General features: G+C 60.1%; 22 protein-coding genes and 1 other RNA gene. 11 read left to right on the forward strand and 12 right to left on the reverse strand.

Annotated elements, in window-relative coordinates; all coding sequences use genetic code 11:
* Positions 1-214: 214 nt before the first annotated feature.
* The 4 genes from zipA to ffs all read left to right on the forward strand — a co-directional run bounded on the left by zipA (position 215) and on the right by ffs (position 5,142).
* Positions 215-1,075, forward strand: coding sequence for a cell division protein ZipA (gene zipA / locus CKW18_RS14760; protein WP_095189463.1), 861 nt, complete (start codon positions 215-217; stop codon positions 1,073-1,075).
* A gap of 148 nt (positions 1,076-1,223) precedes the next feature.
* Positions 1,224-3,581 carry an NAD-dependent DNA ligase LigA gene (gene ligA, locus CKW18_RS14765; protein WP_095189464.1) on the forward strand — a complete coding sequence of 786 codons (2,358 nt, stop codon included), beginning with the start codon at positions 1,224-1,226 and terminating at the stop codon, positions 3,579-3,581.
* 154 nt (positions 3,582-3,735) lie between these two features.
* Entirely contained in the window at positions 3,736-4,899 is a 1,164-nt protein-coding gene (locus CKW18_RS14770; protein WP_095189465.1) for a putative zinc-binding metallopeptidase, read from the forward strand.
* Between the two features lie 146 nt (positions 4,900-5,045).
* Positions 5,046-5,142: signal recognition particle sRNA small type (gene ffs / locus CKW18_RS14775), an RNA gene on the forward strand.
* Positions 5,143-5,335: 193 nt separating this feature from the next.
* Here the strand turns inward: ffs and CKW18_RS14780 are convergent.
* Entirely contained in the window at positions 5,336-6,085 is a 750-nt protein-coding gene (locus CKW18_RS14780) for an ABC transporter substrate-binding protein (protein ID WP_095189466.1), read from the reverse strand.
* Between the two features lie 145 nt (positions 6,086-6,230).
* On the opposite strand from CKW18_RS14780, the gene dnaX reads away from it, so the two are divergent.
* The 5 genes from dnaX to CKW18_RS14805 all read left to right on the forward strand — a co-directional run bounded on the left by dnaX (position 6,231) and on the right by CKW18_RS14805 (position 12,046).
* On the forward strand, positions 6,231-8,324 hold the full coding sequence (gene dnaX, locus CKW18_RS14785) for a DNA polymerase III subunit gamma/tau (RefSeq protein ID WP_095189467.1): 2,094 nt from the start codon (positions 6,231-6,233) through the stop codon (positions 8,322-8,324).
* A 67-nt stretch (positions 8,325-8,391) separates the two neighbouring features.
* A complete protein-coding gene (locus tag CKW18_RS14790; protein WP_093103000.1) occupies positions 8,392-8,730 on the forward strand; it encodes a YbaB/EbfC family nucleoid-associated protein in 339 nt (112 codons plus the stop codon).
* A 262-nt stretch (positions 8,731-8,992) separates the two neighbouring features.
* Positions 8,993-10,027 (forward strand): NADP-dependent oxidoreductase, encoded by a 1,035-nt coding sequence (locus tag CKW18_RS14795; RefSeq protein WP_095189468.1) that lies wholly within the window; start codon positions 8,993-8,995, stop codon positions 10,025-10,027.
* 66 nt (positions 10,028-10,093) lie between these two features.
* On the forward strand, positions 10,094-10,696 hold the full coding sequence (recR, locus tag CKW18_RS14800; protein ID WP_095189469.1) for a recombination mediator RecR: 603 nt from the start codon (positions 10,094-10,096) through the stop codon (positions 10,694-10,696).
* 201 nt (positions 10,697-10,897) lie between these two features.
* The gene (locus CKW18_RS14805; RefSeq protein WP_095189470.1) at positions 10,898-12,046 is read left to right on the forward strand and encodes an acyl-CoA dehydrogenase family protein; all 1,149 of its coding nucleotides are present in this window, start codon (positions 10,898-10,900) and stop codon (positions 12,044-12,046) included.
* Positions 12,047-12,156: 110 nt separating this feature from the next.
* On the opposite strand, the gene CKW18_RS14810 is transcribed toward CKW18_RS14805, so the two are convergent.
* Both CKW18_RS14810 and fnr read right to left on the reverse strand, forming a co-directional pair.
* Positions 12,157-12,705: an adenine phosphoribosyltransferase gene (locus CKW18_RS14810; RefSeq protein WP_007918333.1), complete on the reverse strand. Its 549-nt coding sequence runs from the start codon at positions 12,703-12,705 to the stop codon at positions 12,157-12,159.
* 78 nt (positions 12,706-12,783) lie between these two features.
* A complete protein-coding gene (gene fnr, locus CKW18_RS14815; RefSeq protein ID WP_095189471.1) occupies positions 12,784-13,518 on the reverse strand; it encodes a fumarate/nitrate reduction transcriptional regulator Fnr in 735 nt (244 codons plus the stop codon).
* 154 nt (positions 13,519-13,672) lie between these two features.
* On the opposite strand from fnr, the gene CKW18_RS14820 reads away from it, so the two are divergent.
* Positions 13,673-14,155, forward strand: coding sequence for a hypothetical protein (locus tag CKW18_RS14820; protein WP_095189472.1), 483 nt, complete (start codon positions 13,673-13,675; stop codon positions 14,153-14,155).
* Here CKW18_RS14820 and hemN read toward each other — a convergent pair.
* The 7 genes from hemN to CKW18_RS30580 all read right to left on the reverse strand — a co-directional run bounded on the left by hemN (position 14,152) and on the right by CKW18_RS30580 (position 21,620).
* A complete protein-coding gene (hemN, locus tag CKW18_RS14825; protein WP_095189473.1) occupies positions 14,152-15,534 on the reverse strand; it encodes an oxygen-independent coproporphyrinogen III oxidase in 1,383 nt (460 codons plus the stop codon). The two genes, CKW18_RS14820 and hemN, sit on opposite strands and share 4 nt — an antisense overlap.
* A gap of 200 nt (positions 15,535-15,734) precedes the next feature.
* Positions 15,735-16,418 (reverse strand): sulfite exporter TauE/SafE family protein, encoded by a 684-nt coding sequence (locus CKW18_RS14830; protein ID WP_095189474.1) that lies wholly within the window; start codon positions 16,416-16,418, stop codon positions 15,735-15,737.
* A complete protein-coding gene (gene ccoS / locus CKW18_RS14835) occupies positions 16,411-16,623 on the reverse strand; it encodes a cbb3-type cytochrome oxidase assembly protein CcoS (RefSeq protein WP_095189475.1) in 213 nt (70 codons plus the stop codon). The genes CKW18_RS14830 and ccoS overlap by 8 nt, the downstream gene beginning before the upstream one ends.
* A 22-nt stretch (positions 16,624-16,645) precedes the next feature.
* Positions 16,646-19,096 (reverse strand): heavy metal translocating P-type ATPase, encoded by a 2,451-nt coding sequence (locus tag CKW18_RS14840; protein WP_095189476.1) that lies wholly within the window; start codon positions 19,094-19,096, stop codon positions 16,646-16,648.
* 123 nt (positions 19,097-19,219) lie between these two features.
* Positions 19,220-19,759, reverse strand: coding sequence for a FixH family protein (locus tag CKW18_RS14845; protein WP_095189477.1), 540 nt, complete (start codon positions 19,757-19,759; stop codon positions 19,220-19,222).
* 11 nt (positions 19,760-19,770) lie between these two features.
* Positions 19,771-21,186, reverse strand: a complete 1,416-nt coding sequence (gene ccoG / locus CKW18_RS14850) for a cytochrome c oxidase accessory protein CcoG (protein ID WP_095189478.1) — start codon at positions 21,184-21,186, stop codon at positions 19,771-19,773.
* A gap of 257 nt (positions 21,187-21,443) precedes the next feature.
* Complete coding sequence (locus tag CKW18_RS30580; protein ID WP_157815152.1) at positions 21,444-21,620, reverse strand: hypothetical protein; 177 nt, start codon at positions 21,618-21,620, stop codon at positions 21,444-21,446.
* A 318-nt stretch (positions 21,621-21,938) separates the two neighbouring features.
* On the opposite strand from CKW18_RS30580, the gene CKW18_RS14855 reads away from it, so the two are divergent.
* Positions 21,939-22,940, forward strand: a complete 1,002-nt coding sequence (locus tag CKW18_RS14855) for a metallophosphoesterase (protein WP_095189487.1) — start codon at positions 21,939-21,941, stop codon at positions 22,938-22,940.
* Between the two features lie 55 nt (positions 22,941-22,995).
* Here CKW18_RS14855 and ccoP read toward each other — a convergent pair whose 3' ends face one another.
* The gene (ccoP, locus tag CKW18_RS14860; RefSeq protein ID WP_095189479.1) at positions 22,996-23,979 is read right to left on the reverse strand and encodes a cytochrome-c oxidase, cbb3-type subunit III; all 984 of its coding nucleotides are present in this window, start codon (positions 23,977-23,979) and stop codon (positions 22,996-22,998) included.
* Positions 23,976-24,161 carry a CcoQ/FixQ family Cbb3-type cytochrome c oxidase assembly chaperone gene (locus tag CKW18_RS14865; protein WP_003175465.1) on the reverse strand — a complete coding sequence of 62 codons (186 nt, stop codon included), beginning with the start codon at positions 24,159-24,161 and terminating at the stop codon, positions 23,976-23,978. The genes ccoP and CKW18_RS14865 overlap by 4 nt, the downstream gene beginning before the upstream one ends.
* Position 24,162 lies beyond the last annotated feature (1 nt).

Raw genomic sequence — 24,162 nt, forward strand, 5'->3', positions numbered from 1 at the left:
TACCGGCTTCGACTTGCTGGCCAATCGACATATTCGCGCAAGCCAATGAGACAGACGGTGTAAAGTTGTCTTTGGTCGTGCTAGTTTAATGTCAATTTTTCGTATACGTGGGCAAAACGCCTGTCAGAACATAGAGTTGGCGCCACGTTTTAAAGCGGTTTGCACAGTGTAAACCCCTTATTTTTCAGCATTTTTTATAGAGGCACGGGATTACATGGAAATCGGTCTGCGCGAGTGGCTGATCGTCATCGGCATCATTGTGATAGCCGGTATTCTTTTCGATGGCTGGCGCCGTATGCGCGGCGGCAAGGGAAAACTGAAATTCCGTCTTGACCGAAGTCTGTCCAACCTGCCGGACGAGGACACCAGCGCCGAGCTGTTGGGCCCGGCCCGCGTTCTGGATACGCACAAAGAACCGCAACTGGACGAGCACGATCTGCCGTCGGTGAGCATGCCGGCCCGCGAAGCACGCGAGCCTCGCGAATCCGGTTCGAAACGTGGCAAGCGCGGCAGCAACGGTCCGGCCCAGGGCGACCTGAACCTCGACCTGGACCTGGACGGCGGCCCGAGCTTCAGCAGCCGTGACGACTTCGTCGAAGACAGCAAGCCTGCGCCTGCCGTGGTCGACAAGGATCAGCCGCAAGCTGAAGAAGTTTTGGTGATCAGCGTGATCTGCCGCGACGCCGCCGGCTTCAAAGGCCCGGCGCTGTTGCAGAACATTCTGGAAAGCGGTCTGCGTTTCGGTGAGATGGACATTTTCCACCGTCACGAAAGCATGGCCGGCAACGGCGAAGTGCTGTTCTCCATGGCCAATGCGGTCAAGCCGGGCATCTTCGATCTGGACGACATCGACCATTTCAGCACCCCGGCCGTGAGCTTCTTCCTCGGCCTGCCAGGTCCGCGTCATCCCAAGCAAGCGTTCGACGTGATGGTGGCGGCAGCTCGCAAGCTGTCGCAGGAACTGAACGGCGAGCTGAAAGATGACCAGCGCAGCGTCCTCACTGCGCAGACCATCGAGCACTACCGTCAGCGCATCGTCGAATTCGAACGCCGCGCATTGACCCAGAAGCGCTAAAGGCCAAGATCAAAAGATCGCAGCCTTCGCCAGCTCCTACAGAGGAACGCGATCCCTGTAGGAGCTGTCGAGAGCAACGAGGCTGCGATCTTTAAATGATGAAACTGGAGCAGCCTCGGCTGCTCTTTTGCTTTATGAGAGAACACCCATGACCGCCGCCAAAAACCGCATTCTAGAGCTGCGTGCTGAACTCGATCAGCACAACTACCGTTACCACGTCCTCGACGAGCCGAGCATTCCGGACGCCGAGTACGACCGGTTGTTCCACGAGCTCAAGGCGCTGGAAGCGGCCAACCCGGAACTGATCACCAGCGACTCGCCAACCCAGCGTGTCGGTAGCGTGGCGCTGACTGCGTTCACTCAGGTACGTCACGAAGTGCCGATGCTCAGCCTCGGCAACGCCTTCGAAGAAAACGACATGCGCGAGTTCGACCGCCGGGTGACCGAAGGTCTGGATCTGCCGGCCGGCGATCTGTTCGGCAACGGCGCAGCGGTGGAGTACAGCTGCGAGCCGAAGCTTGATGGCCTGGCGGTCAGCCTGTTGTATCAGGACGGCGTATTGGTACGCGGCGCCACGCGCGGCGATGGCACCACCGGTGAAGACATCAGCGTCAACGTGCGCACCGTGCGCAACATTCCGCTGAAACTGCACGGCGAAGGTTGGCCTGCGACGTTGGAAGTGCGCGGTGAAGTGTTTATGTCCAAGGCCGGTTTCGAGCGCCTCAACGCTTCGCAGCTGGAAGTCGGCGGCAAGACCTTCGCCAACCCGCGCAACGCGGCGGCGGGCAGTCTGCGTCAGCTTGATTCGAAGATTACCGCCAACCGTCCTTTGGAATTCTGCTGCTACGGCATCGGTCAGGTCTCCCACGATATTTCCGACACCCACATCGGCAACCTCAAGCAGTTGCAGAAGTGGGGCATGCCGATCAGTCACGAATTGAAATTGGCCAAGGGCATTGGCGAGTGCCTGGATTACTACCGCGACATCGGCGAACGGCGTAATTCGCTGGCCTATGAAATCGACGGCGTGGTGTTCAAGGTCAACAGCATTGCCGATCAGCGCGAACTGGGCTTCCGCGCCCGCGAACCGCGTTGGGCGATCGCGCATAAATTCCCGGCCATGGAAGAACTCACCGAGCTGCTCGACGTGGAATTCCAGGTCGGCCGTACTGGCGCCGTTACGCCGGTGGCGCGTCTGAAACCGGTCAAGGTCGCGGGCGTCACGGTGGCCAACGCCACGTTGCACAACATGGACGAAGTCGCGCGGCTGGGACTGATGATCGGCGACACGGTGATCATCCGTCGTGCCGGTGACGTGATCCCGCAAGTGGTGCAAGTGGTCACCGAGCGCCGCCCGGACAATGCGCGGCCGGTAGCGATCCCTGAGAATTGCCCGGTGTGCGGTTCCCATGTCGAGCGCACGCAACTGATCAAGCGCAGCAAGGGCAAGGAAACCGTCAGCGAAGGTGCGGTGTATCGCTGCGTCGGTCGTCTGGCCTGCGGTGCGCAGTTGAAGCAGGCGATCATCCACTTCGTCTCGCGCCGTGCGATGGACATCGAAGGCTTGGGCGACAAGAGCGTCGAGCAATTGGTCGACGAAGGGCTGGTCAGTTCGCCGGCCGATCTGTATGCGCTGAAGTTTGACGATATCGTCGATCTGGAAGGCTTTGCCGAGGTCTCCAGCAACAAACTGCTGGCAGCCATTGCCGACAGCAAAAAACCGGGGCTGGCGCGTTTCATCTATGCACTCGGCATTCCCGATGTCGGCGAAGAAACGGCCAAGGTGCTGGCACGCTCACTCGGTTCGCTGGAGCGTGTGCAGCAGGCATTGCCGCAAGTGCTGACCTACCTGCCGGACGTGGGGCTGGAAGTGGCGCACGAGATTCACAGTTTCTTTGAAGATGCGCATAACCAGCAGGTGATCACTGAATTGCTCGGTCATGGTATGCAGATTCAGGATCAGGGCGAACTGGGCGCCGAGTTTGCTGCCAGCACCACGCTGGGTGGCTTTCTCGACAAGCTGCACATTCCTTCGGTCGGCCCGGGCGGCGCGCAGAAACTGGCGGACAAGTTCGGCTCGCTCGAGGCGGTGATGAACGCTGACTGGCTGGACATGCGTCAGGCGTTGCCGGAGAAACAGGCGAATTCGGTGCGCGAGTTTTTTGCCGTGCCGCAGCATCGTCAGCTTGCGTTGGACTCCGAGAAACAGCTGCGTGATTTCGGCATGCACTGGCAGAGCGAGAAGAAAGTCGTCGAAGGGTTGCCGCTGTCCGGCGAGACCTGGGTGCTGACCGGCAAGGTCGAGTTAATGAGTCGCGACGTGGCCAAGGAACATCTGGAAAGCCTCGGCGCCAAAGTGGCTGGTTCGGTATCGGCCAAGACCCATTGCGTGGTGGCGGGGCCGGGTGCCGGTTCCAAACTGACCAAGGCCAATGAGCTGGGCGTAAAAGTGATGGATGAAGAGGCGTTTATCGCCTTCCTCAAAACCCACGGCATCGCCGTTTAAGATGATCGTTCCCACGCTCCGCGTGGTAACGCATCCCGTGACGCTCTGCGTCACAACGGACGCGGAGCGTCCGGGGCGGCATTCCCACGCAGAGCGTGGGAACGATCTCTAGGCGGGAATGATCTAGTCTTGGCAAGCCCAAGGAGAGATCGCCATGTACCGCTTTTTCGAGCAGCTCAGTTCCCGCATCGTCGCGCCGTTCATGGGCGAATCCTCGCGCAACAGCAAAGTCTGGCCGTGCCGCTGCGGTCAGTCGCTGTTCTTTCGCAACAGCCAGTGCCTGGCCTGTAACGCATTGCTCGGCTATCAACCGGAACAAAGTCGTCTTGCCTCGCTGCAACCGGGGCCGCAGGATGGCACCTGGACGCTAGACGCCGACCCCGACGCCGGGTTGTTCCGCCGTTGTGCCAACCTCGATACGCCAGCAGCGTGCAACTGGTTACTGCCGTTCAACGCTCATGACACTTTGTGCATCGCCTGTAGCCTCAATCGCACCATCCCCGACCTGTCTGATCCGGAAAACCCCGAACGCTGGCGCAAAGTGGAAATCGCCAAGCGTCGTCTGGTCGCACAACTGATCACTTTGGGCCTGCAGGTCACCCCGAAAACCGTGGACGAGGAAACCGGGCTGGCCTTCGACTTCATCGGCGTCGACCTCGAAGGCAATGCGCCGATGACTGGCCACGCCAACGGCCTGATCACCCTCGACATCAAGGAGGCCGACGACGCCCACCGTGAGCAGGTGAGGGCGCAAATGCATGAACCCTATCGCACCTTGCTCGGGCATTTTCGCCATGAGGTCGGGCACTACTATTGGGATCGGTTGATCGCCAATGGCCCGTGGCTTGAATCATTCCGCAACCTGTTCGGCGACGAGCGCGCCAGTTATGCCGAGTCGCTGGATCGACACTACCAGCAGGGCGCCCCACTGGACTGGCCGCAACACTACGTCAGCGCCTACGCGACCATGCACCCATGGGAAGACTGGGCGGAAACCTGGGCGCATTACCTGCACATGATGGACGCGGTAGACACCGCGCTGGGCTTCGGCATGAGCGCGCGGGAGATGGACTTCGACTACCAGCCGTTTCTGCCGAGCACCTTGTTCGATCCGTCGCACCCCGGCGGTGAGGCGTTTCTGTCCTTCGTCAACGCATGGATCGAACTGGCCGGGATGCTCAACGAATTGTCACGCAGCATGGGCCAGCCGGATTTCTACCCGTTTGTGCTGCCGGCGGCGGCGATCACCAAGCTGCATTTCATTCACTTGGTGATCCAGCGGGTGGGCGGCCGGGCGGACGAGGTGATATCCCTGTAGGAGCGGCCGCGGGCTGCAATCTTTTGCCGTCATCGCATGTCCTTGAAGCCATTCATATTTTTTATCTACAACCAACGGTTGTAACTTCATCTCAGATAGGTACAATGGCGCGGCTCGCCGACTGGCGAGTGTCGTTATGGTGACCCCATCGGTCCCCCCGCAACGATTACCCGTGAACCTGGTCAGAGCCGGAAGGCAGCAGCCACAGCGGGAACATTGTGTGCCGGGGTGTGGCTGGTGGGGTTACCACCTTAACGAACAATAGAACGCTTCAACAGAACTGCATGGGTTTCGCCCACTGCGGTTTTTTTGCGTCTGCGATTTAACGAACACCCAAAATCAACTGTGGGAGCGAGCCTGCTCGCGAAGCTGTCAGCCCTGCCAGAGATGAGTTGACTGTGACACCGCTTTCGCGAGCAGGCTCGCTCCCACAGGGTTATGGGGTGTTCTCAGGGTTGCCGGTATAGAGCCGAATAATCTCATCAATCTCCCCCGACATTTTCATCCTCAGCAACGTGCGCAAAATGCGCTGCACCGGCACCTTCGGATCATTCCTCACGTAACAACCGACTTTCTGCTCCTGCAGCACCGCCACGCCTTGCAGTTGCTGCTCCGGCATCAATCGCTGGTTAAACCAGTCCAGCGTCCACTGATTGCTCACTGCATACCGGTAGCGCCCGGCCAGCAGTTTCTCCAGCACCTGCTCCTGATTGCGCGCATCTTCGCGTTGCAGCCGATCAGCATCAAACAGCGGTTGCAGAGTAGGGTAGCTGTAGCCCAGAACGGTGCCGATGGATTGGCGGGGCAGGTGAGCGGGATCGACACTGGCAGGTTGATCCTTGCGGCTGATCAACAGATCGCGCTGGAAGAACAACGGCAGACTCCAGATGTAATCCCCCGACTGATTCGGCAGCCATGACTGCGCGGCATAGCAGCGCACATCTATTTCGCCATGTTCCATGGCGCTCTGCACGCGTGCGCGGGGCAGGACGTGAAACTCGGCCGGTACGCCGACCTGCGTGGCCAGGCTGAGCATCAGATCGTAGAGAATGCCCTGCGTCGGTCGCCCGCGTTCATATTGCACCATCGGCATCGCCCAGCTGTCGGGCATGGCGAAGCGCAACGGGGCTTGCGCTGCCGTCACATTCAGGCTGATTCCCAGCAACGCCCCCACGGCCCACCGCATAAACGCTCCGGTAATTCCCGATCCCGAGCCGATAAAAGCCCCTGCTGATGCAGCTTAGCCATATTAGACAAGGACACCGGATGCAATTTTGCCCTTGCTCCGCTAGCATTAGCCGCTTCAGCTTCCTTCGTTGCGACGGTTTTCGATGAGTTATCAGGTTCTTGCACGTAAATGGCGTCCGCGCTCGTTCCGCGAAATGGTCGGCCAGACCCATGTGCTCAAGGCTCTGATCAATGCCTTGGACAGCCAGCGGCTGCACCACGCGTACCTGTTCACCGGTACGCGCGGGGTGGGTAAAACCACGATTGCGCGGATCATTGCCAAATGCCTGAACTGTGAGACAGGTATCACTTCCAGCCCTTGCGGCGAATGTTCGGTGTGCCGCGAGATTGACGAGGGCCGCTTCGTCGACCTGATCGAGATCGACGCCGCGAGCCGCACCAAGGTCGAAGACACCCGCGAGCTGCTCGACAACGTGCAGTACGCGCCAAGCCGCGGGCGCTTCAAGGTCTACCTGATCGACGAAGTGCACATGCTCTCCAGCCATTCCTTCAATGCGCTGCTGAAAACCCTCGAAGAGCCGCCGCCCTACGTCAAGTTCATCCTGGCGACCACTGACCCGCAGAAACTTCCGGCAACGATTTTGTCGCGGTGCCTGCAGTTCTCCCTGAAGAACATGACGCCGGAGCGCGTGGTCGAGCATTTGACCCACGTTCTCAGCGCCGAAAACGTGCCGTTCGAAGACGACGCGCTGTGGTTGCTCGGTCGCGCGGCTGACGGTTCGATGCGTGACGCCATGAGCCTGACCGATCAGGCAATTGCCTTCGGTGAAGGCAAGGTTCTGGCCACCGACGTGCGGGCGATGCTCGGTACGCTGGATCATGGGCAGGTCTATGACGTTCTGCATTCGCTGATCGAAGGCGACGCCAAGGCATTGCTTGAAGCCGTGCGTCACCTGGCCGAACAGGGCCCGGACTGGAACGGCGTGCTCTCGGAAATTCTCAATGTGCTGCACCGCGTGGCCATCGCTCAGGCGTTGCCGGAAGGCGTCGACAATGGCCATGGCGACCGTGATCGCGTGTTGGCATTGGCCCAGGCCTTGCCGGCCGAAGACGTGCAGTTCTATTACCAGATGGGCCTGATCGGGCGCCGCGATTTGCCGCTGGCGCCGGATCCGCGTGGTGGTTTCGAAATGGTGCTGCTGCGGATGCTGGCCTTCCGGCCGGCAGACACGACGGATGCCCCGAGACAGCCGCTAAAGCCAGTGGGGATCAGCCAGGCCACAGTTGATTCCGCAAATTCAGTGGCTGCCGCGCCTAAACCCGCGCCGGTAGTCGCTGCGGCAGTTGCACCGGCACCGACGCCAGCGCCTGTGGTTGCACCGGCCCCGGCCCCTGAGCCTGTGCTTGCCGTTGAGCCGGAACCTGCAACTGAGCCTGAGCCTGAGCCCGAACCGGCTGCCGTCGAGGCCGCCGTCGACCTGCCATGGAACGACCCGGTAGAACCGGCGCCTGAGCCTGTACAGCAACCCGCCGTCGAGCCTGTGCTGGAAACCGCCGCCGAGCAGCCCGAGTTGCCGCCGATGCCGCTGCCGACCCCGGACAGCGTCGTGCCGGACGCACCCGAGTGGGCTGCCGCGCCGATTCCCGAGCCGTCTGTCGCCGACGTCGATGCTGCCACACCGGGCATGGACATGGACGACGAGCCGCCGCTGGACGAGGATTACATCGAGCCGGACATGGATTCGGCCTACAGCTACCTCGACGAGCTGGCCAGTGAACACGCCGCAGAACCGGCCCCGGAACCCGAGCCTGAGCCTGCTGCGGCACCCGCCACCGGTCTGGCCCTGCAATGGCTGGAGCTGTTCCCGAAATTGCCGATCTCCGGCATGACCGGCAGCATCGCCGCCAACTGCACGTTGATCGCCGTCGATGGCGACCATTGGCTGATGCATCTGGACCCAGCTCACAGTGCACTGTTCAACGCCACGCAACAGCGCCGTCTCAACGATGCGTTGAACCAGTTCCACGGCCGCACGCTGAGCCTGACCATCGAACTGATCAAGCCCGAGCAGGAAACCCCGGCTCAGGCCGCTTCCCGTCGGCGTGCCAATCGTCAGCGCGAGGCGGAGGAGTCGATCCACGGCGATCCGTTCATCCAGCAGATGGTCCAGCAGTTCGGTGCGGTGGTGCGACACGATACTATTGAACCTGTCGATGCCTTGGTCGCCCAAGGCTAATAACTGAAGGTGTCCGGTCTTGATTGCCGGACGCTGTTTTGATCCAAGTACTTTTGAGGTGATTCCCATGATGAAAGGTGGCATGGCCGGCCTGATGAAGCAGGCGCAGCAGATGCAGGAAAAAATGGCCAAGATGCAGGAAGAACTGGCCAATGCCGAAGTCATCGGTAAGGCCGGTGGCGATATGGTCACCGTGGTAATGACCGGTCGTCACGACGTGAAAAGCGTCACTATCGACCCAAGCCTGGTTGAAGGCATGAGCGAAGACGACAAGGAAATGCTGGAGGCCGTGGTGGCTTCCGCCGTCAACGACGCCGTGCGCAAGATTGAAGCCAACAGCCAGGAAAAAATGGGCAGCATGACCGCCGGCATGAACCTGCCAGCCGGTATGAAACTGCCATTCTGATTCGCCATTGCGCGTCAGATGAGCTACACAAAATGCCAGGCATCGCGCCTGGCATTTTTGTTTCTGGTCGGTAGAGATGTGTTGGCTGTAATGACGCCTTCGCGAGCAAGCCCGCTCCCAAATGGGATTGCATTTCAAATGTGGGAGCGGGCTTGCTCGCGAAAGCGTCAACACGATTTACCGGAATAAACATCGAACGCGCCACCGCCACAAAGGTCTGCTCCCTATACCTTCGAATTCCTCATTCACAGGAGACGCTGACATGTCCGACCCTCTGACCCTCAATCAACGCATCGTCCTGGCCTCCCGCCCGGTGGGCGCGCCGACCCCGGAAAACTTCCGCCTGGAGCGCGAAGCACTGGCGGATCTGGAAGACGGCCAGGTGCTGCTGAAAACCCTGTACCTGTCGCTAGATCCCTACATGCGCGGACGTATGAGCGACGCGCCGTCCTACGCCGCGCCGGTAGAAATCGGTGAGGTGATGACCGGTGGCGCTGTCAGCCGTGTCGAGCGCTCGCGTCATCCGAAATTCCACGAAGGCGATCTGGTGGTCGGCGCGACCGGTTGGCAGAGCCATAGCATCAGCGACGGGCGCAACATCATTCCGATTCCGTCCGGGCTGCCGAGTCCGTCAATGGCGCTTGGCGTGTTGGGCATGCCCGGGATGACGGCGTACATGGGCCTGATGGACATCGGTCAGCCGAAAGAAGGCGAGACTTTGGTCGTGGCGGCCGCGTCGGGTGCTGTCGGCTCGGTGGTCGGACAAGTGGCGAAAATCAAAGGCCTGCGCACGGTCGGCGTGGCCGGCGGTGCCGAGAAGTGCAAATACGTGGTCGAAGAGTTGGGCTTCGACGCCTGCATCGATCACAAGGCTGCGGACTTCGCCGAGCAATTGGCCAAGGCCTGCCCGGATGGCATTGACGTTTATTACGAGAACGTCGGTGGTCATGTCTTCGATGCAGTGGTGCCGCTGCTGAACGCCAAGGCACGCATTCCGCTGTGCGGGCTGATTGCCGGTTACAACGCCACCGAAGCACCGAAAGGCCCGGATCGCCTGCCGATGTTGCAGCGCACGCTGTTGACCAAGCGCGTGCGGATTCAGGGCTTCATCGTGTTCGACGACTACGGTGATCGTCAGCCGGAATTCATCAGCCACATGGTGCCGTGGGTGCGTGAGGGCAAGGTCAAATTCCGCGAAGACGTGGTCGAGGGCCTGGAGCAGGCGCCCGACGCGTTTATCGGTCTGCTGGAAGGGCGCAACTTCGGCAAACTGGTGGTGAAGGTCGCCCAGGACTGAGTATTTGACGCTGGCCGGAGGCGCGGGTATAAACCGCGTCTCGTTGTTTTGTCGGACTTTTTACCCATGAGCTTCAGCCCTTTGATTCGCCAACTGATCGATTCCCTGCGAATTCTGCCGGGTGTGGGTCAGAAAACTGCCCAGCGCATGGCGTTGCAGTTGCTCGAACGTGATCGCAGTGGCGGTCTGCGCCTGGCTCAATCCTTGAGTCAGGCCATGGAAGGGGTCGGTCACTGCCGCCAGTGCCGCACGCTGACCGAAGACGACCTGTGCCCGCAATGCGCCGATACCCGCCGTGACGATACGTTGCTGTGCGTGGTGGAAGGGCCGATGGACGTTTACGCGGTCGAGCAGACCGGTTTCCGTGGCCGTTACTTTGTGCTCAAGGGCCATTTGTCGCCGCTCGACGGGCTCGGGCCTGAGGCCATCGGCATTCCGCAGTTGATGGCGCGGATTGAAGAGGCCGGTACGTTTACCGAAGTGATCCTCGCCACCAACCCGACCGTGGAAGGTGAGGCGACAGCGCATTACATCGCTCAACTGCTCAACAACAAAGGCTTGATCGCCTCGCGGATTGCCCACGGCGTGCCGCTGGGTGGTGAGCTGGAGTTGGTGGACGGCGGGACGCTGGCGCATTCGTTTGCCGGGCGTAAACCGATCGCCCTCTGAGTTATAGGGTGTCTGAATAGACGTCTTCGCGAGCAAGCCCGCTCCGAAATTCGACCGCATTCAATCTGAATGAACGCGATCAACTGTGGGAGCGGGCTTGCTCGCGAACGGGGCGCCTCGGTTGATCTGATTCACACAATTGAGTTGAAAACCAAGCAAGCGCTCGGTTAACGTCGGCGAACTCTTCGATGGAGCTCGCCCATGCCTGCCTTTCAGGAATATTTCGATCCCGGCCACCAATTGGTCCGCGACAGCGTCAGACGTTTCGTCGAACGCGAGATCCTGCCGGACATTGATCTGTGGGAAGAAGCCGAAAGCTTCCCTCGTGAGCTGTACCTGAAGGCGGGCGCTGCCGGCATCCTCGGTATCGGTTACCCCGAAGCGCTGGGTGGCAGTCATGAGGGCGATCTGTTCGCCAAGGTCGCCGCCAGTGAAGAGTTGATGCGCTGTGGCTCTGGCGGCCTGGTAGCGGGGCTGGGTTCGCTGGATATCGGCCTGCCGCCAATCGTCAAATGGGCACGCCCCGACGTCCGTGACCGCGTGGTGCCACAAGTGCTCAGTGGCGAGAAGATCAGCGCGCTGGCCGTCACTGAGCCCGGCGGCGGTTCAGATGTCGCCAACCTGCAAACCCGCGCCGTGCGTGACGGCGATGTCTACCGGGTCAGTGGTAGCAAAACCTTTATCACCAGCGGCGTGCGCGCCGATTTCTACACGGTTGCGGTGCGTACTGGCGATCCCGGTTTCGGCGGCATCAGCCTGTTGCTGATCGAGAAGGGTACGCCGGGGTTCACCCTCGGTCGGCAGTTGAAGAAAATGGGCTGGTGGGCGTCGGACACGGCTGAATTGTTCTTTGACGATTGCCGGGTGCCTGTGGGAAATCTGATCGGTGCCGAGAACATGGGCTTCGCCTGCATCATGGGCAACTTTCAGAGCGAGCGGCTGGCCCTCGCGCTGATGGCCAACATGACCGCGCAGCTTGCGCTTGAGGAGAGCCTGAAGTGGGCGCGCGAGCGTGAGGCCTTCGGCAAACCGATCGGCAAGTTTCAGGTGATCAAGCATCGCCTCGCCGAAATGGCCACGGCGCTGGAAGTGTCGCGCGAGTTCACGTATCGGCAGGCAGCCAAAATGGCCGCCGGAAAAAGTGTGATCAAGGAAATTTCCATGGCGAAGAACTTTGCCACGGACACGTCAGACCGGATCACTACCGAGGCGGTGCAGATTCTGGGCGGGATGGGTTATATGCGTGAGAGTCTGGTTGAGCGGCTGTATCGGGATAACCGCATCTTGTCGATTGGCGGCGGGACGCGGGAGGTGATGAACGAGATCATCAGCAAGCAGATGGGGCTTTAGGTTTTGCGTTGAGGCGGCCGACGCCTTCGCGAGCAGGCTCGCTCCCACAGGAGAATGCATTCCAAATGTGGGAGCGAGCCTGCTCGCGAAAGCGGTCTGAAAGGCGCTACTTACTTATCAGTCAAGGCGAACTGCGTCAGGCAGAACGTCGGAATTCCCATGTCTTCCAGACGCTGCGAACCTTGCAGCTCCGGCAAATCAATGATCGCCGCCGCTTCATGCACACGCGCACCCATGCGGCGGATCAGGTTGGCCGCCGCAATCAGCGTGCCGCCAGTGGCGATCAAATCATCAAACATCACTACCGAATCACCCTCACACAGGCTGTCGGCATGCACTTCCAGAAACGCTTCGCCGTACTCGGTCGCGTAACCTTCGGCCAGCACGTCCGCAGGCAGTTTGCCTTGCTTGCGGAACAGCACCAGCGGCTTGTTCAACTGATAAGCCAGCACCGAACCGATCAGGAAACCGCGGGCGTCCATCGCGCCGATGTGGGTGAAGTCGGCCTCCACATAGCGGTGGGCGAAGCTGTCCATCACCAGGCGCAAAGCCGTTGGCGACTGGAACAGCGGGGTGATGTCGCGAAAGATCACGCCCGGTTTCGGGAAGTCGATCACGGGGCGGATCAGGGATTTGATGTCGAAGGAGTCGAAGACCATCGTCGAGGTGTCCTGGCAGGGCTGCAAACGGCGCAGTATACCCGCGGCTGAAACGATTCGCTCGGCCGCGGGTCGAGATCAGCCGTCGAGCGAGCCGCCGGCCAGGGCGCAGAGCTGGATCGGGTCGAGGATGTGAATCTCTTTGCCCTCGGCGGCGATCAGTTCGTTTTGCTGGAACCGGGTAAACACCCGCGACACGGTTTCCACCGCCAGGCCCAGGTAATTGCCGATTTCATTGCGCGACATGCTCAGACGGAACTGGTTGGCCGAGAACCCGCGAGCGCGGAAGCGTGCCGACAGGTTGACCAGGAAGGTGGCGATGCGCTCGTCGGCGGTTTTCTTCGACAGCAGTAGCATCATTTGCTGGTCGTCGCGAATCTCGCGGCTCATCACACGCATCAACTGGCGGCGCAGTTGCGGCAGTTGCAGGGCCAGTTCGTCGAGGCGTTCGAAAGGGATTTCGCACACCGAGGTGGTTTCCAGTGCCTGGGCGGAAACCGGGTGTTTCTCGGTGTCCATGCCGGACAGGCCGACCAGTTCGCTCGGCAGGTGGAAACCGGTCAGTTGCTCTTCGCCGCTGTCGCTGAGGCTGAAGGTCTTCAGGGCGCCGGAGCGTACTGCATAAACGGAATCGAACGTGTCGCCCTGACGGAACAGGAACTCACCCTTTTTCAGCGGGCGGCCGCGTTTAACGATTTCGTCCAGCGCATCCATGTCTTCCAGATTCAGAGAAAGTGGCAGGCAGAGAGGGGCCAGGCTGCAATCCTTGCAATGGGCCTGGTTGTGAGCGCGCAGTTTAACTGGCTCGGACATTTCTTTAATCCTTGTGGGAAAACACACATAAGCCGTAAGGGTAACCCACGGGAGGACATTCAGGCCAGCGTATGGCGAGTTTGGCCCTCAGCCGTAAAGTCGCCGGGCAACTGGCCGATAAACTGTGATCATCACGCATCAAGGAATTGCTTCGATGGCTGCCATTGGTACGCTGGGCCCCGGTAGCAGCGGCGTTGAGACGCTGTCGGAAACGTTTAAATCCCCCGCCGACCACGGCCACGACACCGACTCGACAATTGATGCAACCCCGACCTTGGTCGAGGGCGTCAAAGTGTCGCTGTCCGGTGCCGCGATCGAAAAGTCGGCCGGAGCCGGCGGCGACAATCGCGACATCGAAGAAAGCGGTTTGCCCGAGAACATCCAGCAATTGCTGAAGATGATCCGCAAGTTGCAAAAGCAGATTGCCGAGAAAAAGGCGCAGATCGAAAAGATCATGGCCGACAAGCGCCTTTCCAACGAAGAAAAAATTATCAAGGTCGCCGCGCTTCGCGGCGCCATTGCCGCGTTGAACACCGGGTTGATCACCGCCAATCTGGCTTTGTCCAAAGTGGTGGGGCAGTCGGGTCTGACGTCAGAGCAAAACATGCAAGTGGGTTCGCTGCTGATGAAAAACTAAATCACCCGGGAAAACCGCTGGCGGTTCTGCTGCTCAAGGTAAGCGTCGAAGACCATGCACACCGAGCGCACCAACAGGCGTCCCGCCGGCAATACTTCGATCCGATCGCTGTCCAGCGTAATCAGGCCATCCTTGGCCATGCCTTGCAGCTGCGGCCATAGCGCGAGGAAGTAACCCTGGAAATCGATGTTGAACTGCTGCTCGATCTCGGCGAAGTCCAGGCTGAAATTGCAGATCAACTGTTGAATCACTTCCCGACGCAAGCGGTCATCGGCGTTGCACACAAGGCCACGGCTGGTCGCCAGTTGCGCGGAGGCGAGGGTATTCTGGTATTCGTTGAGATCGCTGCTGTTCTGGCAGTACAGGTCGCCGATCTGGCTGATCGCCGACACCCCCAGACCAATCAAGTCGCAATGACCATGCGTGGTGTAGCCCTGGAAGTTGCGCTGCAGGGTTTCTTCTTCCTGAGCAATCGCCAGCTCATCGTCGGGCAGGGCGAAATGATCCATGCCGATGTAGCGGTAGCCGGCAGCCGTCAGTTGCTCGATGGTGCGCTGGAGCATTTCCAGTTTTTGCGCCGGGCTCGGCAATTCATTGCCGTTGATTCGCCGCTGCGGCATGAAGCGTTCGGGTAAGTGCGCGTAGTTGAACACCGAGAGCCGGTCCGGTTGCAGGCTGATGACTTCTTCCACCGTGCGGGCGAAATTGTCCGGCGTCTGCTTGGGCAGGCCGTAGATCAGGTCAATGTTGATCGAGCGAAATTGCAGGGTGCGTGCGGCGTCGATCACGGCGCGGGTTTCTTCCAGGCTTTGCAGGCGATTGACCGCCCGTTGCACCGCCGGGTCGAGGTCTTGCAGGCCGATGCTGACTCGGTTGAAGCCCAGTTCGCGCAGCAGACCCATGGTCGACCAGTCGGCTTCACGCGGGTCGATCTCGATGCCGTAATCGCCGGAGTCGTCATCGAGCAGATTGAAATGCTTGCGCAGGTGCGCCATCAGTTGGCGCAGTTCGTCATGGCTGAGGAAGGTCGGTGTGCCGCCGCCAAAGTGCAGTTGCTCGACTTTTTGCGCCGGGTCGAGGTGGCAGGCGGTCAGCTGGATTTCCTGTTCAAGCCGTTGCAGATAGGGCAGAGCGCGACCGCGATCCTTGGTGATGACTTTGTTACAGGCGCAGTAGTAGCAAATGTTCGCGCAGAACGGCACATGCACGTACAGCGATAACGGACGCAGGGCCTTGCGGCTGTCGCGCAGGGCATGGAACAGATCGAACGTACCGACCTGACTGTTGAATTGCACGGCCGTCGGATACGAGGTGTAGCGCGGCCCCGCCAGGTCGTAGCGGCGGATCAGATCTGTGTCCCAACGAATGGCGTCGAGCATGCGGGCATTCCCCCGGATAGGCTGGCAGTGTGGCGAGTCTAGGGGAGGGTGTAGCGGGGCATCTTGATTTGCATCAACAGCAAAGAGGTGTGTTGATCGTGCGGGCCTCTTCGCGAGCAGGCTCGCTCCCACATTGGATCGGTGGTGCTACACAAATCCCCTGTGGGAGCGAGCCTGCTCGCGAAGGCCGCGGCGCCGATCTAATGGCCCATCAACCAATGCTGATGCGGGCCGGGCAGGGTCCAGAGGCCGAACAGGATCACTAAAATCCCACCGGCCATGCGCACGCTGCGTTTGCGCAACAACGCCGTGACCCGCTCGGCGGCAAGCCCGGTGGCGAGCAGCACCGGCCAAGTGCCCAGCCCGAACGCGAGCATCAGCAACGCACTGTCCAGCGCATTGCCCTGGCTCGCCGACCACAGCAACGTGCTGTAAACCAGCCCGCACGGCAGCCAGCCCCATAACGCGCCAAGCAGCAAGGCGCGGGGCAGGCTCGACACCGGCAGCAAGCGGTTGGCCACCGGTTGAATGTAACGCCACAAGCCGCGACCGAGGCTTTCGATGCGGGTCAGTCCGCTCCACCAGCCGGCCAGATACAGGCCCATGGCGATCAACAGCAGCCCCGCCAATACGCGCATAAATAACGCGGCGGGACTGTTGGCCACTGCCCACCCCGCGAGGCCGATCAGCAATCCGGCCGTGGCATAACTGAGAATGCGCCCAAGGTTATACGCCAGCAGCAGGCGAAAGCGCCGACTGCGCTGTTCCTTGGGAATCGCCAGGGTCAGCGCGCCCATCAAACCGCCGCACATGCCCAGGCAATGGCCACCGCCGAGCAAGCCGAGAATCAGCGCCGAGACCAGCAGGGGCGCCAGTTCAAGCATGGGGTGGCGCCTTGTCGTGCGGTTTGCTCGCGTTGGCTTCGTCGACGGCGGCGGTGTGGTTCGGATCCTGGTCGTCAAACAGGATGCTGTGGGCCGGGCCATCGAGGTCGTCGTACTGGCCGCTGTCCACCGCCCAGAAGAAGATGTACACGGCGATGGCGACGATCAGCAGCGCGGCCGGAATCATCACGTAGAGAGCTGGCATCGGTACTCCATGCCCGCGCGGCTCAGGCCGGCAACGGGCGGGTTTCTGATCGGGTGTTTAAAACCGGCGCGCTCGGCAGGCGAGTCAGGCGCAGGGCGTTGAGCACCACGGTCAACGAACTGATCGACATACCGACCGCGGCCCACACCGGAGTGATCCAGCCGAGGGCGGCGAACGGCAACATGAGGCCATTGTACAGCGCGGCCCACAGCAGGTTTTCGATGATTACCCGGCGAGTCCGTCGGGCCAGGGTAAAAGCCTGCACCAAGGCGTCGAGGCGGTTGGACAGCAGCACGGCGTCGGCGCTGGTTTTCGCCAGATCGGTGGCCGAGCCCATGGCCACGCTGATGTCGGCAGCGGCCAGCACTGGCACATCGTTGACGCCGTCGCCGAGCATCAGCACTTTGCGGCCTTCTTTGTGCAGTTGTTGCAGCACTTGCAGCTTGTCATCCGGACGCAGCCCGCCACGGGCTTCGTCGATACCCAGTTCAGCGGCGACGCTGGCGACCATCGGCGAGCTGTCGCCGGACAGCAGCAAGGTGCGCCAGCCACGGGCCTTGCAGGCGGCGAGCAGGGCGGGGGCATCGTCACGCAAGCGGTCGTCGAGAACGAACCAGGCCAATGGCCCCGAGCTGTCGCCGAGCAGCAGCCACTGGCCCGGCTCGTCCGGCATCACAGGCACAACGGCGCCGCTCAGGGCGCAGACAAATGCCGGCTCGCCAATGCGCAGACGCTGCTCGCCGACCAGGCCTTCGAGCCCCAGTCCTGGCGTGCTGTGGACTTCTTCAGCCGCCAACGGCGCACGACCGAAGGCGCGAGCAATGGGATGTTCCGAACGGTTCTCGAGTGCGGCGGCAAGGCTCAGGCATTGGTCGCTGTCCAGCTCACCCAGCGGACGAATCGAACGCAGCACAAGGCGACCTTCGGTGAGCGTGCCGGTCTTGTCGAAGATCACCGTGTCGATCTGGTTCAAACCTTCCAGCACATGCCCGCGAGTCAGCAGCAAGCCGAGTTTGTGCAGGGTGCCGGTGGCGGCTGTGAGCGCAGTCGGCGTCGCCAGCGACAGGGCGCAAGGGCAGGTCGCGACCAGCATGGCGAGGACGATCCAGAACGCGCGCGATGAGTCCAGCTCCCACCACAACAGACCGATGGCGGCTGCGGCGATCAGTGACAACAACAGGAACCATTGCGCGGCGCGGTCGGCGATTTCCGCCAGGCGCGGTTTCTCGGCTTGAGCGCGATCGAGTAAACGCACGATGGCTGACAATCGCGTGTCCTGCCCCAGCGCCGACACTTCAACAGTCAGCGCACCTTCGACGTTGAGGGTGCCGGCAGTGACCGCATCGCCGAGGGAGCGCGGTTGCGGCAGGTATTCACCGGTCAGCAGTGATTCGTCGATGCTCGACTGGCCGTCGAGAATCCTGCCGTCCGCCGGCAGAATCGAACCCGGTTGCACCAGCACCCGGTCACCGAGGCGCAATTCGCTGAGCAGGATACGCTCGCTTTGGCCAGCATCATCGAGACGCAGGCACGACGCCGGTAACAGATTCACCAGTTGCGCGGTGGCGGCGGCAGTGCGCTCGCGGGCGCGGCGTTCCAGATAACGCCCGGCGAGCAGGAACAGCGCGAACATGCCAACCGCATCGAAATACAACTCGCCGACGCCAGTGATCGACGTCCAGATCCCGGCAATGTAAGCGCTGCCGATGGCCAGCGAGACCGAGACATCCATGGTCAGATGACGGGTGCGCAAGTCGCGCATCGCGCCTTTGAAAAACGGCGCGCAGCTGTAGAACACGATCGGTGTGGTCAGGAACAACGCGACCCAGCGCAAAATCGTGTGCAGTTCGGGGCTGAGGTCGATGTTGAATTCCGGCCAGGTCGCCATGGTCGCCATCATTGCCTGAAACCACAGCAGGCCCGCGACGCCAAGTTGACGCAGGGCGAGGCGGTTTTCGCTGGCCAGTTGTTCGCTGGCGCGGTCGGCCTGATACGGGTGGGCGGCGTAACCGATATGGCGCAGTTCGGCGAGCAGTTGGCTCAGCGGCAATTGCCCGTCGGCCCAACGTACATGCAAGCGATGGTTGGACAGGTTCAACCGGGCTTCGTCGACCGCCGGCAGCGTGCGCAGGTGTTTCTCGATCAGCCAGCCGCAAGCGGCGCAACTGATGCCTTCCATCAACAGGGTGGTTTCGGCGAGTTCGCCTTCGTGGCGGACGAAGGGTTTTTGCACGTCGGCGCGGTCGTACAGCGCTAGCTCATCCACCAGTTGCACCGGCAACGCTTCGGGGTTGGCCGAGGCTTCGCTGCGATGCTGGTAGTAGCTTTCCAGGCCACCGGCCACGATGGCTTCGGCCACGGCCTGGCAGCCCGGGCAGCAGAACTCGCGGGACTCGCCGAGTACGACAGCGGTGAAGCGGCTGCCGGACGGAACGGGCAGGGCGCAGTGGTAGCAGGGCAGTGGGGTGGTCATCAGAGGAAATCTTTATTGTCCGCAAGGGCCTCTTCGCGAGCAGGCTCGCTCCCACAGGTTTTGAGGACACTGGAGATCCACTGTGGGAGCGAGCCTGCTCGCGAATGCGCGAAGCGCAGTTTTTTACTTCTTCAGGTCTTCGGCGCCTTGCAGCGGTTCATCACCGAGCAGCAACTCCTTGTCATGGTTGACCAGTTCTTCTTCGAACATGCGCCATACATGGTCGTCCTGCGAACCCAGCAACTCGACAAACCGGCGGCCATCGACCTTGTCGCTCAACTGGCCAATGTAACGACCGGTTTCAGTCTCGCTGCGCGTCAGGACGATCTTGCGATCCTTTTCCGGCTGGGTCGGCGAGATCAGGTTCAGTTCCAGCGTTTTCGGCTGGCTGTCGCCGCTCAAACGCAGGTCGACTTCGCCGGTCACGTCATCCAGATGCACCGCCGCGCGCATTTTCAGGGTTTGCGCCAGCAGTTCGCGATCCAGCGAGCGGTTGATGCCTTTGCCGGCCTCGTAGTAGTTGTCGTTGACCAGGTTGTCCGGGTTGTTCACCGCGATGGTCACCATGGACAAGGTCAGCGTCACCGAACAGGCCAGAATCGCGATGATGATCCAGGGCCATAGGTGCTTGTACCAAGGGCTTGCGGCGTTTGCTACGGGCATGTTCAGTTCTCTCAACGGATTTGTGGGCCGATGAATCGGCTCTTGGCTTCAACGTGGACGCTGTCGTCATCGGCGTCCTTGAGGATGAATTTCACCTCGTTGGTGCTCGATGGCAGTTGTTCCGGCGCGCTCGACAGTTCGACCGGCATGCTGACGATGTCTCCCGCGGCGACCTTGATCTCGCGCTTGCCTTGCAGGCGCAGATCCGGCAGGCCGGCGGCTTCCAGCACGTAGGTGTGATCGCGCTGATCCTTGTTCATGATCTTCAGGCTGTAGACGTTCTCGATCCGGCCTTCGGCGTTCTCGCGGTACAGTACGCGGTCCTTGCTGACGTCGAAACCGACCAGCGAGCGCATGACGAACGCGGTCACCAGCAGGCTGATCATCGCCAGCAACACCACCGCGTAGCCGATCAGGCGTGGTCGCAGTTTATGGGTTTTCTGCCCGGACAGGTTGTGTTCGGTGGTATAGCTGATCAGGCCGCGCGGGTAGTCCATCTTGTCCATGATGCTGTCACAGGCATCGATACACGCAGCGCAGCCGATGCACTCGATCTGCAGGCCGTCGCGAATGTCGATACCGGTCGGGCACACCTGAACACACATGGTGCAGTCGATGCAGTCACCCAGGCCCATGGCCTTGTAGTCCACGCCTTTCTTGCGCGGGCCACGGCTTTCGCCCCGGCGCGGGTCGTAGGAGACGATCAACGTGTCCTTGTCGAACATCACGCTCTGAAAACGGGCGTACGGGCACATGTAAATGCACACCTGCTCACGCAACCAGCCGGCGTTGCCGTAGGTGGCGAGGGTGAAGAAACCGACCCAGAAATACGACCAGCCATCGGCCTGCCCGGTGAAGAACTCGAACACCAGTTCGCGGATCGGCGAGAAATAGCCAACGAAGGTCATGCCGGTGACGAAGCCTATCAACAGCCACAGCGAGTGCTTGGCGAGTTTGCGCAGTAACTTGTTGCCGCTCATCGGCGCCTTGTCGAGCTTGATGCGCTGGTTGCGGTCGCCTTCGGTGACCTTCTCGCACCACATGAAAATCCACGTCCACACACTTTGCGGGCAGGTGTAGCCGCACCAGACGCGGCCGGCATACACGGTGATGAAGAACAGGCCGAACGCGGCAATGATCAGCAGGCCCGACAGTAGAATGAAGTCCTGGGGCCAGAAGGTCGCACCGAAGATGAAGAACTTGCGCTCCGGCAGGTTCCACCACACGGCCTGATGGCCACCCCAGTTCAGCCAGACCGTGCCGAAATACAGCAGGAACAGCGCGGCGCCGCCCATCATCCGCAGATTGCGGAACAGACCGGTGAAAGCACGGGTGTAGATTTTTTCTCGAGAGGCGTAAAGATCGACGCTGTTGTTCGCGTTTTTACTCGGTGGCGTGACGTCGTGTACCGGAATCTGGTTGCTCATCATTGCATCCCACGGCAGTGGAAAAATGCCTCGGTCGATACGTGCCGACCGCGGTCAGAAAGGGCGTTGCAGTGGCGTGATGATACGCCTGTCACGCCGACGAACGGGTGCGACCTTTGGTCGCGTTGGGGGAGTGGTTGAAATGGTGTAGCAGATGTAACAAGTCCTGACCCAGATCAATTGACTATAGACGACGCATGAGACTCGCTCTGGCGAGCGAGTCCCTCTTTTGTGTCGACAGTCGAGTCGAAAACCCGTCAGAGCAGCCTTCCGCCGCCAAGCCCGTCTAACCCGCTGTCTTTGTTTTTTTTGACGGCGTGGTCAGTCGTGGCGTCATCGATGGCAGGTGTATGCGCAGTGGAAGTCTCAGCAGCTTGTTCGGCGTAAGTGAAATTCTCGAATGGCTGGACGCAATCGTGATCGGATTCTCGCATGGCTTTCTTCCTTGAAACGTGTGGGTTAATGGGGCGGCCTGACGATGCTCGTCAAGTGCAAAGACAACTTACACACCGTTGAAAATCAAATCCATCGAGCATACGTCTCGATTCGTAAATTTTTCTGTTAGTTGAGGAATGGCACTTTATGTTGATGCGCTTGCTTTGCGCATTGATTGTTGTCGGTGTTTACAGTTTTGAAATAAAAGTAATTGATTGGTCATGATTGTGTATTTGAGGTTTTGGTTCTTTTCGAATAGTTTGAGATTTGACGGCATGAGGTCGTCATTGTATTTGATTAAATGGAAGTGTTATCTGATGACTAACAATAAGGTTCAATGTTTTATTCTGGGTGTCTGTTTGTTATTTTCGTTTGTCCCGGCTCATTCAATGGAGAATACTCCGAAGCACATGGTGTTTGCATCGGATACACAATATCCCTGGACGGATAAGACCGATCGCCGTCAGCCCGAATCCGACGCAGACTTCAAGGTCCGCTCCAAGTGGCTGGTAGAGACTCAACTCGCCAGCATCGCTGACTTTAGAGACCACCACGACGGGCAGGCACAAGTTCCACTGATGATCAACGGCGATATCACCGCTTTCGGTCATGGCTGGCAACGTGACTATATGGCGGCGACATTGAAGAAGCACTTTGGGACGGATTATCTGTATGGCTTGGGCAATCACGATTATGAAAATAATGTAGATGACTGTGTCACTAATAATTGTGCGGCGGGCAGTATTGTTGAGTTTAAAGAGCATCATGCGAACAAGGTAGACAGTTTTGATCTGAGTATTACTGGCTGGCCATTCCCGCTGTATTCCGGGAGCCTTGCTTATTCCAAGAATATTGGTGAAGTTCATCTGGTTCAGCTCAATAACGAGCCGACGTACACAACCAGGATTTCAAGTTTTTTGAACCCGACGACGTTCGAGATCAATAGCGCACTGGATTGGCTGGAGAAAGACCTCAGTCTGGCGAGGGTTGAGGGTTACGCGATCATCATCAACATGCACAAGCCGTTTGGCATGATGGGCGACAACGCTCAGTTGAGGCGCTTCCGGGAAATGCTCGACAAGTATCAGGTTACTGCCGTCTTTGCCGGTCATATGCATGAGGGGGGCGGCGAAGCCTATTGGCTGGGCAAGGTGCCGATGTACCTGAGCGGGGCCACCTCTCAACAAACCTACCTGATCACCAGTTTCACCGAGGATCGCAAGCAACTGCAGATCTATCTGGTGGAGAACAATCAATGGCGCAGCCGTACGCTGATCGATACGATCCCGGTGAAATCAATCTGGGCCAATCGTCCATAAAAAAGACCCGGCCAATTCTCATTGGCCGGGTCTTTCTGTGCATCAAGCGTCGGCCTTACTCGGCGTTCGCTTCCGGAGCTTTTTCACCGTGGGACAGGCTGTAAACATACGCCGCCAGCAGGTGCACCTTGTCGTTGCCTTGCAGCTGTTCCTGCGCCGGCATCTGGCCCTGACGGCCATAACGGATGGTCTGCTGCAGTTGCGCGAAGCTCGAACCGTAGATGAACGCACCCGGGTGAGTCAGGTCAGGCGCGCCCATGGCTGGGGTGCCTTTGCCCGCTGGGCCGTGGCAGGCCACGCAGTTGGCGGCGAACAGTTTGCCGCCGTTGGCTGGATCAGCCTTGGTGCCTTCCGGCAGCTTGCGGCCATCAAGGTTCGTGATCACGTAAGCGGCGACGTCGGCAACGCCTTGCTCACCAATCACTTCAGCCCAGGCTGGCATCACCGCGTGACGACCGCCCATGATGGTGGTCTTGATGGTTTCCGGTTCGCCGCCCCAGCGCCAGTCGGCGTCGGTCAGGTTAGGGAAGCCATAGGCGCCCTTGGCGTCGGAACCGTGGCAGACCGAGCAGTTGGAGGCGAACAGGCGGCCACCCATCTTCAGTGCTTGCGGGTCCTTGGCCACTTCTTCAATCGGCATGGCGGCGAACTTGGCGAAGATCGGACCGAACTTGGCGTCCGAGCGCGCCATTTCCTTTTCCCACTCGTGAACGCCGGTCCAGCCGGTCTGGCCGTTGGCGAACGCGGTCTGCTTGTCGGTATCGAGGTAGTTGTAGCCCGGCAGCAGGCCTTTCCAGTTGCCCAGGCCCGGGTACAGCACCAGATAACCCAGCGCAAACACGATGGTGCCGACGAACAGCATGAACCACCATTTCGGCAGCGGGTTGTCGTACTCCTCGATCCCGTCGAAGGAGTGGCCGACCGTCTCGTCCGTCTGTTCGCTGCGCTGGCCCTTGCGGGTCGACAGCAGCAGCCAGGTCAGGGCGAAGATCGTACCGAGACTGAGGACTGTGACGTACAGACTCCAGAATGTAGTCATTCTTTGTTACTCCTAGAAGCTTGCTCGACGTGCTTGATGGCTTCGGGATCATCCGCAAAAGGCAGCAAGGTCGCGTCTTCAAACTCCGACTTGCGCTTGGGACTGAACACCCACAACGCCAGACCGATGAAGGCCACCATCACGACAACGGTGCCCAGGCCACGAATCATCCCGATATCCATC

The sequence above is a fragment of the Pseudomonas sp. Irchel 3E19 genome (genome assembly GCF_900187585.1).
GTDB lineage: Bacteria > Pseudomonadota > Gammaproteobacteria > Pseudomonadales > Pseudomonadaceae > Aquipseudomonas > Aquipseudomonas baetica.

Bases quoted from the DNA above. Each gene is read 5' to 3' on its own strand.
- zipA (WP_095189463.1), top strand. From the start codon at position 215: ATGGAAATCGGTCTGCGCGAGTGGCTGATCGTCATCGGCATCATTGTG.
- ligA (WP_095189464.1), top strand. From the start codon at position 1,224: ATGACCGCCGCCAAAAACCGCATTCTAGAGCTGCGTGCTGAACTCGAT.
- CKW18_RS14770 (WP_095189465.1), top strand. From the start codon at position 3,736: ATGTACCGCTTTTTCGAGCAGCTCAGTTCCCGCATCGTCGCGCCGTTC.
- CKW18_RS14780 (WP_095189466.1), bottom strand. From the start codon at position 6,085: ATGCGGTGGGCCGTGGGGGCGTTGCTGGGAATCAGCCTGAATGTGACG.
- dnaX (WP_095189467.1), top strand. From the start codon at position 6,231: ATGAGTTATCAGGTTCTTGCACGTAAATGGCGTCCGCGCTCGTTCCGC.
- CKW18_RS14790 (WP_093103000.1), top strand. From the start codon at position 8,392: ATGATGAAAGGTGGCATGGCCGGCCTGATGAAGCAGGCGCAGCAGATG.
- CKW18_RS14795 (WP_095189468.1), top strand. From the start codon at position 8,993: ATGTCCGACCCTCTGACCCTCAATCAACGCATCGTCCTGGCCTCCCGC.
- recR (WP_095189469.1), top strand. From the start codon at position 10,094: ATGAGCTTCAGCCCTTTGATTCGCCAACTGATCGATTCCCTGCGAATT.
- CKW18_RS14805 (WP_095189470.1), top strand. From the start codon at position 10,898: ATGCCTGCCTTTCAGGAATATTTCGATCCCGGCCACCAATTGGTCCGC.
- CKW18_RS14810 (WP_007918333.1), bottom strand. From the start codon at position 12,705: ATGGTCTTCGACTCCTTCGACATCAAATCCCTGATCCGCCCCGTGATC.
- fnr (WP_095189471.1), bottom strand. From the start codon at position 13,518: ATGTCCGAGCCAGTTAAACTGCGCGCTCACAACCAGGCCCATTGCAAG.
- CKW18_RS14820 (WP_095189472.1), top strand. From the start codon at position 13,673: ATGGCTGCCATTGGTACGCTGGGCCCCGGTAGCAGCGGCGTTGAGACG.
- hemN (WP_095189473.1), bottom strand. From the start codon at position 15,534: ATGCTCGACGCCATTCGTTGGGACACAGATCTGATCCGCCGCTACGAC.
- CKW18_RS14830 (WP_095189474.1), bottom strand. From the start codon at position 16,418: ATGCTTGAACTGGCGCCCCTGCTGGTCTCGGCGCTGATTCTCGGCTTG.
- ccoS (WP_095189475.1), bottom strand. From the start codon at position 16,623: ATGCCAGCTCTCTACGTGATGATTCCGGCCGCGCTGCTGATCGTCGCC.
- CKW18_RS14840 (WP_095189476.1), bottom strand. From the start codon at position 19,096: ATGACCACCCCACTGCCCTGCTACCACTGCGCCCTGCCCGTTCCGTCC.
- CKW18_RS14845 (WP_095189477.1), bottom strand. From the start codon at position 19,759: ATGCCCGTAGCAAACGCCGCAAGCCCTTGGTACAAGCACCTATGGCCC.
- ccoG (WP_095189478.1), bottom strand. From the start codon at position 21,186: ATGAGCAACCAGATTCCGGTACACGACGTCACGCCACCGAGTAAAAAC.
- CKW18_RS30580 (WP_157815152.1), bottom strand. From the start codon at position 21,620: ATGCGAGAATCCGATCACGATTGCGTCCAGCCATTCGAGAATTTCACT.
- CKW18_RS14855 (WP_095189487.1), top strand. From the start codon at position 21,939: ATGACTAACAATAAGGTTCAATGTTTTATTCTGGGTGTCTGTTTGTTA.
- ccoP (WP_095189479.1), bottom strand. From the start codon at position 23,979: ATGACTACATTCTGGAGTCTGTACGTCACAGTCCTCAGTCTCGGTACG.
- CKW18_RS14865 (WP_003175465.1), bottom strand. From the start codon at position 24,161: ATGGATATCGGGATGATTCGTGGCCTGGGCACCGTTGTCGTGATGGTG.